The sequence below is a fragment of the Thermonema rossianum DSM 10300 genome (assembly GCF_000426825.1).
In the GTDB taxonomy this organism is placed as follows: Bacteria; Bacteroidota; Bacteroidia; order Cytophagales; family Thermonemataceae; genus Thermonema; species Thermonema rossianum.
In genome coordinates, this window is record NZ_AUGC01000004.1 from 94,477 (window position 1) to 110,931 (window position 16,455).

14 protein-coding genes are annotated in these 16,455 nt (G+C 49.5%); 8 read left to right on the forward strand and 6 right to left on the reverse strand.

Going from position 1 to position 16,455, the window contains the following annotated elements; all coding sequences use genetic code 11:
* Positions 1 to 8 precede the first annotated feature (8 nt).
* The 7 genes from K384_RS02680 to cyoE all read left to right on the forward strand — a co-directional run bounded on the left by K384_RS02680 (position 9) and on the right by cyoE (position 7,943).
* Positions 9 to 560: a DUF3341 domain-containing protein gene (locus K384_RS02680; RefSeq protein WP_038029157.1), complete on the forward strand. Its 552-nt coding sequence runs from the start codon at positions 9 to 11 to the stop codon at positions 558 to 560.
* A 17-nt stretch (positions 561 to 577) separates the two neighbouring features.
* Positions 578 to 1,273, forward strand: coding sequence for a c-type cytochrome (locus K384_RS02685; RefSeq protein ID WP_245605274.1), 696 nt, complete (start codon positions 578 to 580; stop codon positions 1,271 to 1,273).
* A gap of 19 nt (positions 1,274 to 1,292) precedes the next feature.
* Complete coding sequence (locus K384_RS02690) at positions 1,293 to 2,633, forward strand: hypothetical protein (RefSeq protein WP_038029158.1); 1,341 nt, start codon at positions 1,293 to 1,295, stop codon at positions 2,631 to 2,633.
* A gap of 113 nt (positions 2,634 to 2,746) precedes the next feature.
* The gene (locus K384_RS02695; RefSeq protein WP_071837425.1) at positions 2,747 to 3,901 is read left to right on the forward strand and encodes a cytochrome c oxidase subunit II; all 1,155 of its coding nucleotides are present in this window, start codon (positions 2,747 to 2,749) and stop codon (positions 3,899 to 3,901) included.
* 33 nt (positions 3,902 to 3,934) lie between these two features.
* Complete coding sequence (locus K384_RS02700) at positions 3,935 to 5,827, forward strand: cytochrome c oxidase subunit I (protein WP_038029159.1); 1,893 nt, start codon at positions 3,935 to 3,937, stop codon at positions 5,825 to 5,827.
* A gap of 129 nt (positions 5,828 to 5,956) precedes the next feature.
* A complete protein-coding gene (locus K384_RS02705; RefSeq protein WP_169737601.1) occupies positions 5,957 to 7,033 on the forward strand; it encodes a COX15/CtaA family protein in 1,077 nt (358 codons plus the stop codon).
* A gap of 10 nt (positions 7,034 to 7,043) precedes the next feature.
* A complete protein-coding gene (gene cyoE, locus K384_RS02710; protein ID WP_038029458.1) occupies positions 7,044 to 7,943 on the forward strand; it encodes a heme o synthase in 900 nt (299 codons plus the stop codon).
* Here cyoE and K384_RS02715 read toward each other — a convergent pair.
* The 4 genes from K384_RS02715 to K384_RS02730 form a co-directional block, all read right to left on the reverse strand.
* Positions 7,936 to 8,529, reverse strand: a complete 594-nt coding sequence (locus K384_RS02715; protein WP_038029160.1) for an IMPACT family protein — start codon at positions 8,527 to 8,529, stop codon at positions 7,936 to 7,938. The genes cyoE and K384_RS02715 overlap by 8 nt on opposite strands.
* Positions 8,530 to 8,549: 20 nt before the next feature.
* A complete protein-coding gene (locus tag K384_RS02720; RefSeq protein WP_169737602.1) occupies positions 8,550 to 11,714 on the reverse strand; it encodes a two-component regulator propeller domain-containing protein in 3,165 nt (1,054 codons plus the stop codon).
* On the reverse strand, positions 11,711 to 12,619 hold the full coding sequence (locus K384_RS02725) for an EamA family transporter (RefSeq protein WP_038029164.1): 909 nt from the start codon (positions 12,617 to 12,619) through the stop codon (positions 11,711 to 11,713). Before K384_RS02725 ends, K384_RS02720 begins: the two co-directional genes overlap by 4 nt.
* A gap of 82 nt (positions 12,620 to 12,701) precedes the next feature.
* A complete protein-coding gene (locus tag K384_RS02730) occupies positions 12,702 to 13,853 on the reverse strand; it encodes a hypothetical protein (RefSeq protein WP_038029166.1) in 1,152 nt (383 codons plus the stop codon).
* A gap of 245 nt (positions 13,854 to 14,098) precedes the next feature.
* On the opposite strand from K384_RS02730, the gene K384_RS02735 reads away from it, so the two are divergent.
* Positions 14,099 to 14,842 carry a DUF2279 domain-containing protein gene (locus K384_RS02735; protein WP_071837429.1) on the forward strand — a complete coding sequence of 248 codons (744 nt, stop codon included), beginning with the start codon at positions 14,099 to 14,101 and terminating at the stop codon, positions 14,840 to 14,842.
* 7 nt (positions 14,843 to 14,849) lie between these two features.
* Here the strand turns inward: K384_RS02735 and K384_RS02740 are convergent, their stop codons facing one another.
* The gene (locus K384_RS02740; protein ID WP_051633053.1) at positions 14,850 to 15,863 is read right to left on the reverse strand and encodes an ABC transporter ATP-binding protein; all 1,014 of its coding nucleotides are present in this window, start codon (positions 15,861 to 15,863) and stop codon (positions 14,850 to 14,852) included.
* On the reverse strand, positions 15,860 to 16,348 hold the full coding sequence (gene ispF, locus K384_RS02745; protein ID WP_038029168.1) for a 2-C-methyl-D-erythritol 2,4-cyclodiphosphate synthase: 489 nt from the start codon (positions 16,346 to 16,348) through the stop codon (positions 15,860 to 15,862). The genes K384_RS02740 and ispF overlap by 4 nt, the downstream gene beginning before the upstream one ends.
* Positions 16,349 to 16,455 lie beyond the last annotated feature (107 nt).

Here is a 16,455-nt window from a genome sequence, read left to right on the forward strand (position 1 = left end):
AAAGAATTATGGCAGATACACGTTTAGGACATACCAAAGAGCGCTTCATGGTGGGCATTTACGACCATGAAGACAAAGTGGTGGATGCTGTGAAGAAACTCAAAAACGATGGGGTGAAAGTATATGAGGTGTACTCGCCCCATCCCATTCACCACATCGACACCTACATAGGGCACCCGCGTACACGCATTCCTATCGCCGCTTTCTTGTTTGGCGCTTTGGGTACGCTCTCTGCAATCACCCTTATTACCTATACCATGGGTATCGATTGGCCCATGATTATCGGCGGTAAAAACTTTGTAGCCATCCCCACCATGGTACCGGTTACTTTCGAGTTGACCGTGCTTATTTCGGCTTTGGGTATGGTGGCTACCTTCTTGGTGTCGAACAATATGGGACCCGGCAAGAAGGAGTTTATGTTTGACCGCCGCACTACCGACGACAAATATGCCTTGGTAGTGGACCTGGATGCCAACACTTTGAGCGAAGAGCAAATTCGCGATTTGATGGTTAAGTATGGCGCGGAGACCGACCCGCTTCCTCGTATTGTAGAACGTTAAAACCGAAAATGAAAACCATGATGCGCTTCAAACAATATACTATGGCTGCGGTAGCCGGGCTGTGCGTTTTGACAGCTTGCCAGCGCGATTACAACGACCCCGGCACCGAGTATGCCCCCAACATGTATGTGTCGATTCCTTATGAACCTTTGACACAAGTAGAAGAAAACAAGCTGACACCTACCGGCGCCAATGTGCTGCCGCCGGTGCCCGGTACCATCTCGCGCCGTAATTACCCGACCAAATATGTGGACGAATACGGCAACGAATATGACCTGGGTTTGATGGTGTATCGCACCCACCCCGACAGCATAGAGGTGGCAGAGAAAACACTGAAAAACCCACTGCCTGCTACCAAGCAGGTGATTGCCGAAGGCAAGGTGTTGTATGAGCGTTTCTGCCAGCCTTGTCATGGTGCCAAGGGGCAAGGCGACGGCCCGGTAGGGCAGAAATACAAAGGGGTTGCCAACATTGCAGCCATGAAGTTCAACGACGGGCATATTTTCCATGTCATCACCCATGGAAAAGGGCGCATGTGGCCGCATGCCTCACAGCTCAACCCACTGGAGCGCTGGAAAATCGTGCACTACGTGCATGTGCTTTCCGGTGACCTGCCCGAAAGTGGCATAGTGCCCGGGCAAGAAGAAAAAGCAAGCGAAACACAAGAAGGAACTGCCGCAGAGCAGTCTTCGGATGTAGCAATGGCTAACTAATTTTAAACAAAAAGAAATTATGGCAGCAGAACACACTGTAACCGTTGACGTAAACGAAAAATATACGCTTACTGCCGCTACGCAGAAAAAAATATGGCTGTGGCTGGCAGTAGGGCTGATTCTCTTCATCGCCGGAGCCTTCTGGTTTGTGACCGGCTTTGGCAGTGAAGCTGCACACGGTGCCGGGCATGCCGCAGAGCATGGCGGTGGTGGGGGTGAACACTTCAACCCCATGGCACGCGTGTGGGCAAACCTGTGGCTGAACAGCGTCTTCTTTGTAGGTATTGCTGTGGCAGGTGTCTTCTTTTTGGCTACCCAGTATGCGGCAAAAGCCGGCTGGTCTGCCATCATCAAGCGAGTGCCCGAAGCCTTTGGTGGCTTCTTGCCGGTAGGGGGTGTGATTATGCTGGTGGTCTATTTCTTGGGACACCACGACTTGTTCCACTGGACCCACACCGGGCTGTATGAAAAAGGAGGTCCTGAGTTCGATGCCATCATCAACGGCAAAGCACCCTTCTTCTATTGGCCTCTGTCGCCCGAAGGTGGTTTCCCCTTCTTCTGGTTGTTGCGCTTGGTGCTTTACTTTGCCCTCTGGTATTGGGGCTACACCATGATTCGCAAGGCTTCGTTGGCAGAAGACCAACTGCAGAACCGCCTCGACTTCCGTTATTACGATAAGCAGGTGGTATGGTCTATCGTTTTCATTGTCATCTTTGCCGTTACTTCTTCTACTTCTGCATGGGACTGGCTGCTGAGCATCGATACCCACTGGTTTAGCACCATGTTTGGATGGTATGTGTTTGCCAGCTGGTTTGTATCTGCATTGGCTGTCATCACTTTGGCAGTGGTTTATCTGAAAGAACAAGGTTACCTGAAGGCAGTAAATGAAAACCACCTGCATGACTTGGGTAAATTCATGTTTGCTTTCAGTATCTTCTGGACCTACGTTTGGTTCTGCCAGTTCTTGCTGATTTACTACGCCAACATACCCGAGGAAATCTTCTATTTCAAAGAGCGTCTGCATGGTTTGGGAGGTGTTTATTCGCCGGTGATGATTATCCTGGCAATTATCAACTTTGCCTTCCCCTTCCTGTTCTTGATGCCGCGTGATTCAAAACGTCATCCTATATTCTTGAAAATTACTGCTTTTGCTATTTTGGTTGGGCACTATCTGGATTTCTATCTGATGGTGATGCCCGGCACTGCCAAGCAGTATGGTGGCTTTGGCTTGATGGAAATAGGGGCTATCATTGTGTTTGCCAGCCTGTTTGTGTGGTTGTTCTACCGCACCCTGTCTAAGGCACCCCTGATAGCCAAGAACCACCCGATGCTGGAGGAGTCATTGCATCACTCTATATAAAAAAGCAACAAGGTAAGCATGATTGAACAAATAAACGTTCTTTTATGTTTACCTTGTTAGAGTTGCAAACAATTTTAGAAAACACACTGTTGAGCTAACAAAAAGGCAAAATTATGTTGAAGCTTATCCTGATATTAGCAGCGGTACTGGTTGTAGCCATCGCGTTTACCATCTTTCGCGTGGCACGACTGGTCGCTATCGCCAAAAATAAGGACCGCAAAGACCCCGTAGATGTATCGACCAACAACCTGCATGCTACGCTCTTTGTGCTGCTTCCTTTGATTGGCGCCGCCGCAGTGGTATGGTACACCAACTCGGCTGATGACATGTACCTTCCTTTAGCTTCTGAGCATGGAGAAGCTACTGATGGTTTGTTCTGGACTACCATGGCGATTATCATTGCCATGTTTGTAGTAACCAACGTAGGGCTGTTCGCTTTTTCCTACATGTACCGTTACAAGCGCGGACAAAAAGCACACTTTTACCCGCATAACAACACCTTGGAGGCTATTTGGACAGCCGTGCCGGCTATCATCTTGTTGGTGCTGGTATTGAATGGCTGGCTGGTGTGGCGCAAGGTGATGAGTGAGCCGCCGAAAGAGGCACAGGTGGTGGAAATCATGGGGCACCAATTTGCCTGGAAGGTACGCTATCCGGGTAAGGATGGCGAGTTGGGGAACTACAGCTTCCGCTTCATGGATGCTACCAATGAAATGGGGGTTGACCTGACCGATAAAAGAACCGAGGATGATATTCTTCCGCCGGAGATTCACTTGGTGAAAGGCAAGCCCGTTTTATTCAAAATACGTTCCCGTGACGTGATTCATAGCGTGTTTGCGCCCCATTTCCGTTTGAAAATGGACGCTGTGCCCGGCATGCCTACCCAGTTTTGGTTTACACCTACCAAGACTACTGCCGAGATGCGCCAAGAGTTGAGCCAACTGCCCAACTGGCAGCGTATTGATCCCAAAACCGGCAAGCCTCGTTATGAGAGCTTCAATTACGAGATTGCTTGTACGGAGGTGTGTGGCCGTGGTCACTTCGGTATGCGCCTGGTGGTGGTTGTAGAGACCGAGGAGGAGTTTAAGGCGTGGTTGGCAAAACAACAGCCTTGGACCCAGTTGGTAGGCGAGGACTATGTGCAGAAAGCACGTGTTCGCCAAGCCTTGGTGAAGGAAGGCAAATACCATTCAGTGAACGATGTGGAGGATGCAGTGGTAATGCAAGAGATGGAAAATGCGCAAAAGCAAACTGCTTCTTTAAAATAAATGTTACGTTGAAAACCAATAAAAAGTAGAGATATGGCTATGGCACACGCACACGATGTGCATGCCCATGAGCATGAGCATCACAAAGAAACGTTCCTGACGAAATACATTTTTTCGCAGGACCACAAGATGATTGCCAAGCAGTTCTTGGTAACCGGTTTGATTTGGGCGCTGATTGGCGGTTTCTTGTCTATTCTGTTCCGTCTTCAGCTGGGCTTTCCCGGTATGGACCTTTCGTTCCTTCAGCCCCTGCTTGGCAAGTGGATCGTGATACAGAAGGATGGAACCGGTCAGCTGGACCCTGACTTTTACCTTCAGTTGGTGACCATGCACGGTACCATCATGGTATTTTTCGTGCTTACGGCCGGATTGAGTGGTACTTTCAGCAACTTCTTGATTCCCCTGCAAATTGGTGCCCGCGATATGGCTTCGGGCTTTATGAACATGCTTTCTTACTGGTTCTTTTTCCTTGCCAGCGTTATTATGTTCCGTTCGCTGTTCTTGGAAACAGGACCGGCCGAAGGGGGATGGACCATTTACCCGCCACTGAGTGCTTTGAAACAAGCAGCACCCGGTTCCGGTGATGGTATGACCTACTGGTTGATAGCGATGGCGCTGTTTATTGTATCTTCTCTTTTGGGCGGGATTAACTACATTGCCACCGTTATCAACATGCGTACCAAGGGGATGTCCTTCTCTCGTTTGCCTCTGACGATTTGGGCATTCTTTATTACAGCCATTATTGGCTTGCTTTCTTTCCCTGTGTTGCTTTCTGCTGCTTTGCTGCTGATTTTCGACCGCAGCTTTGGCACCAGCTTCTATTTGTCCGACATCTTTATCAACGGTGAAGCCTTGCATCACACAGGTGGCAGTGCCATCCTTTTCCAACACTTGTTCTGGTTCTTGGGACACCCCGAGGTGTATATCGTGTTGTTGCCTGCCCTGGGGATTACCTCTGAAATTGTAGCCACCAATTCACGCAAGCCCATCTTCGGCTATCGTGCCATGATTGGTTCTATGCTGGCTATTGCGGTGCTCTCTTTCATCGTGTGGGCGCACCACATGTTCGTGTCGGGCATGAATCCCTTCTTGGGCACTATCTTCATGTTCCTTACTTTGATTATTGCCATTCCTTCGGCTGTGAAGTCGTTCAACTATATCACCACCTTGTGGCGAGGCAGCATCCGCTTCACGCCGGCGATGCTTTTCTCTATCGGTTTGGTATCGTTGTTTATTTCAGGGGGGGTAACAGGTATTGTGCTCGGCAATAACGCCTTGGATATTCAGTTGCACGACACCTACTTTGTGGTGGCACACTTCCACCTGGTAATGGGTAGTGCTTCTTTCTTTGGCATGATGGCGGGGGTTTACCATTGGTTCCCCAAAATGTTTGGGCGCATGATGGACGAGCGCTTGGGGTATGTTCACTTCTGGCTTACTTTCATTGGGGTGTACCTGGTATTCTTCCCCATGCATTATTTGGGTATTGCCGGTTTCCCGCGCCGTTATTACACCTTCACCTCTTTCGATGCGTTTAATATCTTTGCCGACTTGAACAGCTTCATCAGTGTGGCTGCCATCATTACCTTCTCTGCTCAGCTGATATTCGGCTTTAACTTCTTCTACTCTATGTTTAGAGGCAGAAGAGCACCGGCCAACCCTTGGGGTTCTACTACCCTGGAGTGGACCACGCCGGTGGAACCCGGACACGGCAACTGGCCCGGTCAAATTCCTTATGTGTATCGCTGGCCCTATGACTACAGCAAACCCAATGCTGACAAAGACGGCTTCGGCGACTTCATTCCTCAGACCGTGCCCTATGCCTTTACGCCCAACTCTAACTTGCCTCATGAAAACGAGAAGGTAGCTTTCGAAAAAGAATTTATGATTCCGGAAGATACTACCTTAGAGAAAGCACAGGCTTAATTCATGGCCATGTGTGCATAAAAAAAAAAAAGGGCTGCCTGCATGGAAGGGTAGCCCTTTTTGCTTGTACTGTTAAGTAAATTTCAGCATTATTGCAGCACTAATTAGCTATTTTTGCTCATGAACGACATGACACGATTACAGCTTCGCCGCTTTGCCATCGCTTGCATGGCTTGTGTAGTGGCTTTTTTCTTGGTAGTGCTGGCCGGTGGGGTAGTGCGCAGCACCGGTGCCGGCATGGGCTGCCCCGATTGGCCCAAATGTTTTGGGCAATATGTGCCGCCTACTTCCGTAAAAGAGCTTCCACCCGATTACAGGGAAATATATGCAGCTAAGCGTAAGAAGAAAAACGAGCGTTTTGCACGTTATTTAAGGCTTTTAGGAAAAGAAGAAGTGGCAGAACGCATTTTGAATGACCCTGCCGTTTATATAGAGCAACCTTTCAATGCAGCCAAGACCTGGACCGAATACGTGAATCGCCTGGTGGGGGCCTTGTCCGGTTTGGTTATGTTGCTGACCACCATTGCCGCATTTCGCCTGCGCAAGCTGCGCAAAGTGTGGTTTTGGCACTGCCTGGGGGCTTTGGTGCTCTTGGTTTTTCAGGCGTGGATAGGCTCTATTGTGGTGTCCACCAATTTGCTACCGGGCATGATTACGCTGCATATGCTACTTGCCATGGCTTTAATTGCATGGATGCTTTGGGTATGGACAGATGTGCGGGCCTTCATGCAAAAGCCGGCGGAAAGGGTTGTTGTGCCTGCTGCTTCCTTGTGGCTTTTGAGGGGGAGCTATGCTTTGTTGGGGTTGCTTCTTACCTGGCAAATTATTGAAGGCACGGGGGTGCGTGAAACGGTGGATGGCGTAGCGCAGCAGATGGGAGAGGCGGCACGTGCCTACTGGGTGGACGGCTTGGATGCCGTGTTGCCCCTACATCGTTGGCTCTCGGTAGGGGTTATACTGGTGGCTTGTGTGGCGGCGGCTTTGACCTTTGCTCTTTCTTCGTCTGCCTTTTTGAAAAAAGCAGCCATGGGGATAGGTGCCCTGCTTAGCTGGGAGGCTGCCGTGGGTATGACCTTGGCATGGAATGCCATGCCTTTCTATCTTCAGCCTTTGCATCTGCTTGTTGCATTGGTGGCATGGGCTTGGTGTTTTGCGGCATGGGCTTGGCTGCTGAAAAACCCCGGTGGGAAAGCTTTATTTTCATAAATTTGCAATTATGAATGCAGTGACCGGAAAAACAAGCAACTGGAAAGAGCATATATTGCCTTATTGGAAGCTGCTCAAACCACGCCTTTCATTTTTGGTGATATTTTCCTCTGCTTTTGGCTACTTCTTTGCCGCAAGAGAAGCATGGGCGTGGAGCACACTTCTGGCTTTGTGTATGGGTGGGTTCTTGATTACCGGTGCTTCGGTGATTATTAATCAGGTGATAGAGAAGGATATTGATGCGCGCATGAAGCGCACGCGCCATCGCCCTTTGGCGGCGGGCAAGGTGTCCATGGATGCAGCACTTACTTTTGCCGTGATAGTGGGGGCATTGGGTTATTTGCTTCTATTGTCTTTTACCAATCCGTTGACTGCCTACGTAGCTTTGCTGTCTTTGTTGGCATATGCCATTCTTTACACCCCTTTGAAGCGGGCAGGCGAGGTGGCTGTATGGGTGGGGGCCATTCCCGGTGCTTTGCCCCCTTTGTTGGGGGTGATTGCTTATGAAGGCGCTTTGACCATGTCGGCTATCTTGTTGTTTGTGCTGCAGTTTGTTTGGCAGATGCCCCATTTCTGGGCTATTGCGTGGCTGGCAGATGAAGACTACAAAAACGTAGGTTACCGGTTGCTGCCACGCGGCGGGCAGTGCACGCGTGAGACGGCACATTATATCATGTGGGTGACCGCTTTGATTATATTGGTTCCGTGGCTATTGTGGTATTACGCCTTGTTGCAATTGCCCACCACCATAGTGCTTTCTCTGTTGGGCGTTTGGTTTTGGATGAAAGCGGTCAAGCTGTGGCGCCATACAGACCGCAAGAGCGCTTTGCAGCTGATGTTCGCTTCTTTCGGATACTTGCCTTTGGCACAGCTGATGATATTAACCGACCGCTTTTTGCTTTCTAACTGACAAGCCAGTTTTGCAGTTGAGCCCTTGCTTCTGCCCGGCGTGAAAGCGGAACGGCTATGCGGGCATTGCAGCGGCTTTGGAAGTCTTGCTCTACGAGACGTGCCCCCAATTCATGAATAAGCCGCATCACCTGTGACGTTTCTTCGTAACCATATGTTATGTGAAAAAACGCTTCGCGTGTGCGCTCTGTTATGCCACCATCGAGCAAGGCTGCTTCGGCGGCTGTTTTGTAGGCACGAATGAGACCGGGCACACCCAATTTGGTGCCGCCAAAATAGCGTACTACGACCACCAACACATTGAGCAATTCCAGTGATCGTATTTGATTCAGGATGGGAGTGCCGGCAGAGTGCGCCGGTTCGCCATCGTCATGGGCGCGCATAAGCGGCTCCGGGGGCGTATCCAGCACGTAGGCATAGCAATGGTGCCGGGCGTCGTAATACTCTTTTTTAAGCGCTTCTATATGCGCTTTGATTTCCTCTTCGGATTCTACCGGATAGGCAAAGCCCAAGAACTTGCTGCCTTTTTCTCTATATATGCCCGTGCCCGGGTGGGCTAATGTACGATAGGTATCCGTATTTTCCATAGTTCTTGCAAAAAGCTCTTTTAAGGCGCTAACCGAAAGCCCACAACCAGTACATCATCTACTTGTGGGCGTCCGCCTTTCCAACTGAAAAAGAAATCCTCTATTTGCTTTTGTTGTGCTTCAGGGCTCAGCGAAGCAATTCGCTGCAGCAAGCGATAAAAGGCATTGACACCGAGCTTGCGTCCCGAAGGACCGCCAAACTGATCTTTATACCCATCAGAAAACAGATAAAACCAGGTGGGTTCTTCTATGGGAATGGTATAGAGCGGGAAGTCTTCTTGTTCCACTTCTTTGCTCCAAAGCGCACTGATTGCTACCACGGCACCTTTATAGACTTGCAATCCCCGGCTGTTCACCGCTATCAAATGATGGCGTGCGCCGGAGAAGTAAAGTGCTTTTTGAGAGGCATCCCACTGGCAAATGCCTATTTCCATACCATCTTGCAAGCCATTTTTTTCTATTATAGACAACAAGCCGTCATGCAGGCTCCTCATGGCTTGGGGGAGTGGATGTGTTTTTTTTAAGTTGAACACTTCATTCAGCAAAAACTGCCCGATGATGCTCATGAATGCTCCGGGAACACCATGCCCGGTGCAGTCGGCTACTGCCAATGTAGGGAGCAACGCAGCCTCTGAAAACCAGTAAAAGTCACCGGATATGATGTCTTTGGGATGGTAGAAGCGCCAGAAATGAGCATAATGCCGGCGAATAACTTCTATGTCCGGAAGCGATGATTCTTGTAGCAACTTAGCATATTGAATGCTGGACAGGGTAATGCTCAACTCTTCTTCAAGGGCGGCTGTGCGCTGTTTTACTATTTCTTCCAGCTCCTCCTTTTGCTGTTCGATATTTTGAATGCGCCAGGCATAAAAGCCGCCGACCAGGAAAATAAAAGCAATGGGAATGGCAATATAAAACCAAATGGTTTCATAAAAAGCAGCTTGAATACGAAAATCAATAGTGGCGGCCTCATGGCTCCATTGCCCGTCGGCATTGGCGGCATATACTTCCAGGCGGTAATTGCCTGGCGGCAGGTTGGTATAACTCACCATGCGTGGTGTGTTTTGTATATGCCATTCTTCGTCAAAACCTTGTAAGCGGTATTTAAACGTGATTTTTTGAGGAGCCACAAAAGAGCAGGCTGTAAACCTCAACGTGATTCGCTGTGGGTTGGGAGCCAGCTCAAGTACTTGTCGTTGGTTTGGAAGGTAGTGCTTGTCATCTACTTCGAGGTCGGTAATGTGTACCAATGGGGGGACCTTCAACTGCGGTATATCATTGGGTTGTATGTGTATTAAACCACCATTGGCGGGTACCCACAAGCTACCATCCGGAGCGCGAAGGCTATGGGCAGCCCCCGTGCACTCATCTGTTTTAATGCCGTCGTCTTTATAAAATATTTGCCAGCTGAGTGCTGCCGGGCGCGACGACCGCATGTGCTCAAGCAGGCTGCTATAGTCGCCACGCACAATGCCTTTGGCTGTGAACAACCATATATTTCCGTTTTCATCGATGGACATATCGAAAGGGCTGTCGTGGGGCAACCCTTCCCGTGAGGAGTAGTTTTTGACTGTGCCATTTGGCAGGTCAATATAACTCAATCCACCGGTTGTGCATACCCATAGGTTTTGATCGCCTTCTCTCAAAGTACTGAATACCGTATTGCTTCCCAAGCCGTGCCGGGTTGTGTATTGCCGGAGGCTGCTGTCTGCACGAAGCACGAGCAAACCTGATTCATTGGTTCCTATAAACACGTCGCCGTTGGGGGCTTGTTCAAGGCTCATAATGAAATTCGAAGGCAGCTTTCCTTGCTGCTTGTTGAGGTATTGGATGACTCTTAGGTTGGAGTCGAGAATGGTGATGCCGCCCCAGCGTGTACCCACCCAAATATTGCCTTGCCGGTCTTCCATAAGTACCCGCACGGCATTATCGGAAAGTCCTTGCTTCTTATCAAGGAACTGTTCGCGCCCATCGGGGTGAATGACCAATAAACCATAGAAGGTAGCTACAAATATTCTTTTTTGACGGTCCTGCAGTAAATGAAAGATGCGCAAGGCGGGCAGAGGTGTTTGTGTAACGAACGGGCTCACTTTTAAATCTCTGATACGGAACAGCTGCCCGTCATTGCTGCCTGCCAATATGCTGCCATCGTCAAGGCGGCACACGGCACCGGCACCTTCTTTACTGAAGCCGTTTTCTTGGGTGTAGGTGAGGAATTTGGGCTCCCGCAAACGAAAGAGCCCATCGCGGTAGGTGCTTATCCACAAGCTCCCTTCTCTGTCATAGCAAAGGTCTGTGATGTTCAGCAGTGGGTTTTGCCCCCTAAATGTAAAGCGTTCTATGGTGCCATTCCGGGCATGTTGGCGGAAAAGCCCCACCGAAGTACCAAACCAGAGGTTGCCGGCGTCATCTTCAACGACCGAGTGTACAATGCAACTGCCTTCCAAAAAAAGATTGTGAAACTTTTGTCCATCCCAATAGGCAATGCCTTGGGTACTGCCACACCAAATGCGGCCATCGCCGGTTTCGAATAACCGCAGGGTGAAGTTAGTAGGCAGCCCTTGTGTGGTAGTATAGTGTTGCCAGCTGCCGTCACGTGTTTGGTGCCAAACGCCTTCGCCGCTTTGGCTTACCCATAAGTTTTGCTTACTATCGACCAGTATGCCGTAAATGGCACCATTGCCCTGCGCAAAGGTAGTGTCCAGTGTAAAGCTCTCTTGCTCTATATCGAAGACGAGCAAGTGCCCATTTTGTGTTCCTACATATACCTTTTGCTTATGATAATGCAGTGCCGTAATGCGCCTGTTCTTTAGCCCGTGATAAACAAACTGACCGCGGTGGTAGGAGTAAAGCCCGTCTTCATTGGTGCCCACCCATAAGTAGCCCATGCCCGTTGTCAGCACATTGACTATATTGGAACGTAAAGCAGGGATATTCTTTCTGCCAAAAACAACAAATTGCTCGCCGTCGAAGCGTGAGAGACCGTCGTAGCTGCTTATCCACAAGAAGCCGTCTTCTGTTTGAGCCACACGGGAGGCGTGTGAAGAAGGAAGCCCCTTATCGGTGCCCCAATGCTCCAGCAACAAGTATTCTAAAGGCATGGAAGGAGAAAATGACTGGGCTTGTCCACTAAAAGGCAGCCATAATAGTGTAAGCCATATGTGTATTCTCCTTGTAATTTTCATGCAAAAACACTTAATAATTCTTGATGAGCCAATAACGTTAAAGCAAGCAAAGAAACAAAAATGCCCCATCGATTGGCGGCTGACAGCTTTTCTCCAAAAAAGAAGATGCTGCCCATGGTGGATAGCAAGATAACCAATATATTAAAAACAGGGAACATAAAAGCCCCATCATGTTTGAAGAAAGCCAAAGCACAAAGCATAAAGTAAAGAGAAAAAATATTGGGAATACCCAGTACAATGCCCCCTATGATTTCCCTTACGCCTATGATATGCTCTTTTTGTATCAATTGTTTATAGAGTACTACCAGTAAGCCCAAGAAACCGGCAGTGGCAAACACACCCACGGTAAAGAGAGGTTGGGTTTGTTCATTCAGCCGGTAGGCATTTACATAATTGAGGGTGGTGTCGATGGTACCACTCATAAAGAATACGGCCAGCAATAGCCCAAGCCCTCGTAGGTCGAAGGTTTGGGGCGTATAGCGTGGGCGCAAAGAGGTAAGCACAATGGCTACGAACACCAGCAGCATGCCCATAATATTCCAGCTGTCCCATTGTTTGCGCTGTTCGAGTGAAAGGAACAGCAAGCTGAAAGCTACCGGAATAACCAATGAGAGCTTGGAAGCCACCGAAGCGGCACTTACCCCCACTTTTTGGGTTGTGTATGCCATCATATAGAAAGTGGTGATAAAGCAAAAGCCCAAAAAGAAAGCAAAGGGGAGCCATGATTGTAAGCTGTCGGCCGAAGCGGGCAGTGAAATGCCCGGTAGCAAGACCACGCCACTAAGCACGCATACCCAATAGTTGACTACAATGCCGCCCAGAAGGCGTACCTTTTTTCTTTCAAACACCTTGAAAATAAGAAAGAGACAGGCGGTGAGGCTTACACTTAGTAAAAAATCAATCATATCTGTTCGCTTTATCGATAAAAAGCGTAGATGCTCCGGCAGAACATCTACGCTTTTATTATGTAACCGGAAGTGTTTGTTTCTATTGGTTAAGTAATGCTTTTACTTCTGCCCACAAGCCGGGGTTTACTATCATGGCAATGATTAAAGAAACCAACAAGCCGATGAAGGCAAACAGCAAGTCTTTGCCTATGAGCTTCCATGTTTTGACGAGGGGCTTTTTGTCTGATATCTTGATTGCCAGCTCACGCCCTGCCAGCAGTCCCAAAAACACCCAAGTGGTACTCATCGGGATGGTGCTGACGGTGAGCTTATATAACAAGATGCCTGCATAAACCAAATCCACCAAAGTGGCTGCACGGGTATCAGCTATTTCGGTTTTTTCATCTACAATCTCTTGAATGCGGTCGCCGCGCAAGTAGAAGAGCAAGCCCAAGCCGGCAAAGATAGTACCGGCAAAGATGAGGAACTCCACAACATCGAGCTGCCGGGGCAAATACACGGCTATATTGGCAGCGTCCTGCATGAGCCATACAGCCCAAAGCGCCCCACTGGTGAGCCACTGAGCCACTACCCAGCCCGGGTGAGGGCGTCCGGTAAACCACTTTTTGGTTTGGCGGTGAATCAGCAGCCAAACAACGATGGCTATGCCAAAAGCCAGCAAATAACCGCCTATGCTTTTAATGAACACCTTGCTGATGCCCGAGCTGCTGGCCGTAAAAGCACTCAACAGCAGGAAGGTGGTGGATACGGGCATCTTCATGCGGGTGAGTATGAGCAAGAAAATGGGGGCAGCCAGCTGCACGAAAGAGAAAGAAGTAGGTTGCGGGAACAGCAGCTCGCCGGTTTTTTTGTCCACGGACATCAGGCGTTGGTAAGAAACATCGCCGTCGTAGAGGAGCCAGCCCACGGTCATGGTAACCAGGAAAATGCCCCCTATATAAAGCCAGAGCATCCACCAAGGGCGCTCTTTGTTGGATGCTATGAAGGTACCGATGGTTTGTATGCTATCGTTGGCAACAGCAGAGTAAGCGGCAATAAAAAAGCCGAACCATGCGGCGGCTACAGGGTGTGGGTGAAACACATAAGCCAATGCAAACAATAGAAGGCATGCCAAGATGAAGATGCGTTCGCGGCGCCATGCTTTGCGCAGCTTGACCGCGCGGCGTGCACGCGTCATGTCCGACAGGGGCTTGGAAGTTGGCGAGGAAGATTCTATGTTGTGCACTTGCATAGGAGCAAAATTTCTGCAATATTACTTAGTTTTCGCGGACTATTCAAACTGCTATCGTTTACTTGCAGGCAAGTTAACACTCTTTTGATACTTTATTAATCATGCGGTCTATGTTCTATCGACTCTTTCTTCTTTTTATTATATCTCATCTTGTTTTTGCACAAAAAAATCCTGCATTGCCTGATAGCTGCATAAAAAAGCGAAAAACTTTTTTTGCGTTTACAGGGGCAAGCTATACGGCAGGCATGGGGGCACTGGGGTGCATATGGTATGGGCAGCAAGGCTTCGACCGCTTTACTTTTTTCAACGACGCGCCCCAATGGATGGGGATGGATAAAGCCGGGCATGCCATGACTGCTTTCTATTTGGCAGAGCACACACACGAGGCTTTGCGCACTTTGTGTTATTCGCCTCGTAAGGCGCGCAATATGGCTGCCGTGCTGGCATGGACCGCAATGCTTCCCATAGAGATATTGGACGGCTTTTCGCCGGCTTATGGCTTTTCATGGGCAGATGCCGGGGCAAATCTGGCCGGTGCCATGTTGTTTTGGGTACAAAACGGCAGGGGACCATTGCTTGTGCGTCCTAAATATTCATTTCAACCGTCGCCTTACGCTGCCTTGCGCCCCGGAGTGCTTGGAGACGGGCTCGCCGAGCAGTGGCTAAAGGACTATAACGGACAAACCTATTGGCTCTCTTTCGACTGGCAAGCTTTGTTTAAGCGCCGTCCGTTGTCCGTGCCGCTTACATGGGCAATAGGTTATGGTGCAGAAGAAATGGTATATGCCCGCAGAGACGAGAACTTGCAGGCGGGCTTTCGTCCCTACCGCCAGCTGTATTTTAGCGTGGACATCGAGTGGCGTCAGGTGCCTGCTTCAAAGCCTTGGTTGCGTTCGGTGTTCCGCTTCTTGAATATGATAAAAATACCAGCACCTGCACTCTCTTGGGACGAGCGCCAAGGGTGGCGTTTTCATTGGCTTTACTTTTAGCAGCTTTTTAAGTTCCGGAGCCGGCTGCTATGCTGCTTTTTTGAGTAAGAATTTCATACAGGCGTTGCCAGTCGTGGGCTTCCATGTGCACCTCTTGTAATTCAATATGCCAGCTTCCGTCGGCCTGGCAGCTCACTTTCAGAGTAGCTGATTCAGGCGAGGGGGCAAGGCGCCAGCCCAGACGCTCAAGCAAATGGCGGGTCCATGGGGCGTGGGGGGTATCATAGCCGTACAGGAAATAACTGCTATGAGTTTGCTGTGGCACATAACGCATGCTCATGGGGTCGAGTTGGTGCCCTGTTTGCGCAAACAGGAGGTCAAAATAACCGGCAGCCCCCAACGCTTCTGCCAGTCCGCTCACCAAGCGTCCGTCGGGCAGTAGCAACCACAGCTCATCGCAGAACTGCATAGCCATGGATAGTTCATGAGTAGAAAACAAAATGCCTTTTTGCTGTTGTTGACACAAGTGCTTCAGCTGACTTAGCAGGGCATGGCGAGCCGGCAAGTCCAAATAAGTAGTAGGCTCGTCTAAAAGAATAAAGGGCGTGCCTTGCACCAGGGCGCGGGCAATCATTACTTTTTGTTGTTGCCCGTCGCTCAACTGTTCAAAATAGTGCTCTTTGAGTGGCAACACACCACATTGCGCCAAGGCTTGCTCTATAAGAAGGCGCTGTGGGGGCGATAGCTGCCACATGTCGCTAAAAGAAGAATGGGGGTATAGTCCGAAGCTCACCAATTCCCAAACACGCAGATAGGGCATGGGTGGGTGGTGGGTTAAAATAATGCTGATATAGCGGGCGCGCTCGCGGGCGCTCATGCGCTTGAGCGCTTTCCCTTGCAGGGTGATATCACCGGCAAGCGGAGGCAACAAACCGCCCAGCGTTTTGATGAGCGTTGACTTGCCGCCCCCGTTGGGCGATATGAGTCCTATCAGGCGTCCTTTGGGGAGTTTAAAATTCAGCCCCCTGAAAAGGGCATACTTTTTCCTGTAACCGATACTTAAGTTGTGCGCTTCTATCATGCCTGATTTTTATAGATGAGAGCTATAGCCAGCGCGCTAATGCCTTCTTCTCTTCCTACGAAGCCCAGTTTTTCGGTAGTGGTGGCTTTGATAGATACCTGCGACACGTGGACGCCCATCACTTGTGCAAGGCACTCACGCATGGTAGGGATATAAGGTTTTATTTTAGGTCGCTGCAGGCATACGGTAGCATCTATATTGCCAATTGCATATCCTGCTTCTTGCAATAACTCTACCACCTGTTTAAGCAGCTTTTTGCTGTCTATGCCCTTATAAGCAGGGTCGGTATCGGGGAAGTGGGTACCAATGTCGCCCAAAGCAGCCGCGCCCAAAAGCGCATCGCAGATGGCATGAATCAGCACGTCGGCGTCGGAATGCCCTTCCGAGCCTACATGATGAGGCACTTCAATGCCACCAATCATCAGGGGGTAGCCTTCGCTAAGGCGATGAACGTCATATCCTTGACCTATTCGTATGTCTGTCATAGATGTTTTGTTTTAAGGCAAAACTAATGAATGATGAGCAATATCATTGTATGCACAGCCTGTAATTGCTTCTTTTGCTTATTGGTAATAGAAACGTGTGGCTGACT

Coding starts and splice junctions, on each gene's coding strand:
- K384_RS02680 (WP_038029157.1), top strand. CDS start 9: ATGGCAGATACACGTTTAGGACATACCAAAGAGCGCTTCATGGTGGGC.
- K384_RS02685 (WP_245605274.1), top strand. CDS start 578: ATGATGCGCTTCAAACAATATACTATGGCTGCGGTAGCCGGGCTGTGC.
- K384_RS02690 (WP_038029158.1), top strand. CDS start 1,293: ATGGCAGCAGAACACACTGTAACCGTTGACGTAAACGAAAAATATACG.
- K384_RS02695 (WP_071837425.1), top strand. CDS start 2,747: ATGTTGAAGCTTATCCTGATATTAGCAGCGGTACTGGTTGTAGCCATC.
- K384_RS02700 (WP_038029159.1), top strand. CDS start 3,935: ATGGCTATGGCACACGCACACGATGTGCATGCCCATGAGCATGAGCAT.
- K384_RS02705 (WP_169737601.1), top strand. CDS start 5,957: ATGACACGATTACAGCTTCGCCGCTTTGCCATCGCTTGCATGGCTTGT.
- cyoE (WP_038029458.1), top strand. CDS start 7,044: ATGAATGCAGTGACCGGAAAAACAAGCAACTGGAAAGAGCATATATTG.
- K384_RS02715 (WP_038029160.1), bottom strand. CDS start 8,529: ATGGAAAATACGGATACCTATCGTACATTAGCCCACCCGGGCACGGGC.
- K384_RS02720 (WP_169737602.1), bottom strand. CDS start 11,714: ATGAAAATTACAAGGAGAATACACATATGGCTTACACTATTATGGCTG.
- K384_RS02725 (WP_038029164.1), bottom strand. CDS start 12,619: ATGATTGATTTTTTACTAAGTGTAAGCCTCACCGCCTGTCTCTTTCTT.
- K384_RS02730 (WP_038029166.1), bottom strand. CDS start 13,853: ATGCAAGTGCACAACATAGAATCTTCCTCGCCAACTTCCAAGCCCCTG.
- K384_RS02735 (WP_071837429.1), top strand. CDS start 14,099: ATGGGGGCACTGGGGTGCATATGGTATGGGCAGCAAGGCTTCGACCGC.
- K384_RS02740 (WP_051633053.1), bottom strand. CDS start 15,863: ATGATAGAAGCGCACAACTTAAGTATCGGTTACAGGAAAAAGTATGCC.
- ispF (WP_038029168.1), bottom strand. CDS start 16,348: ATGACAGACATACGAATAGGTCAAGGATATGACGTTCATCGCCTTAGC.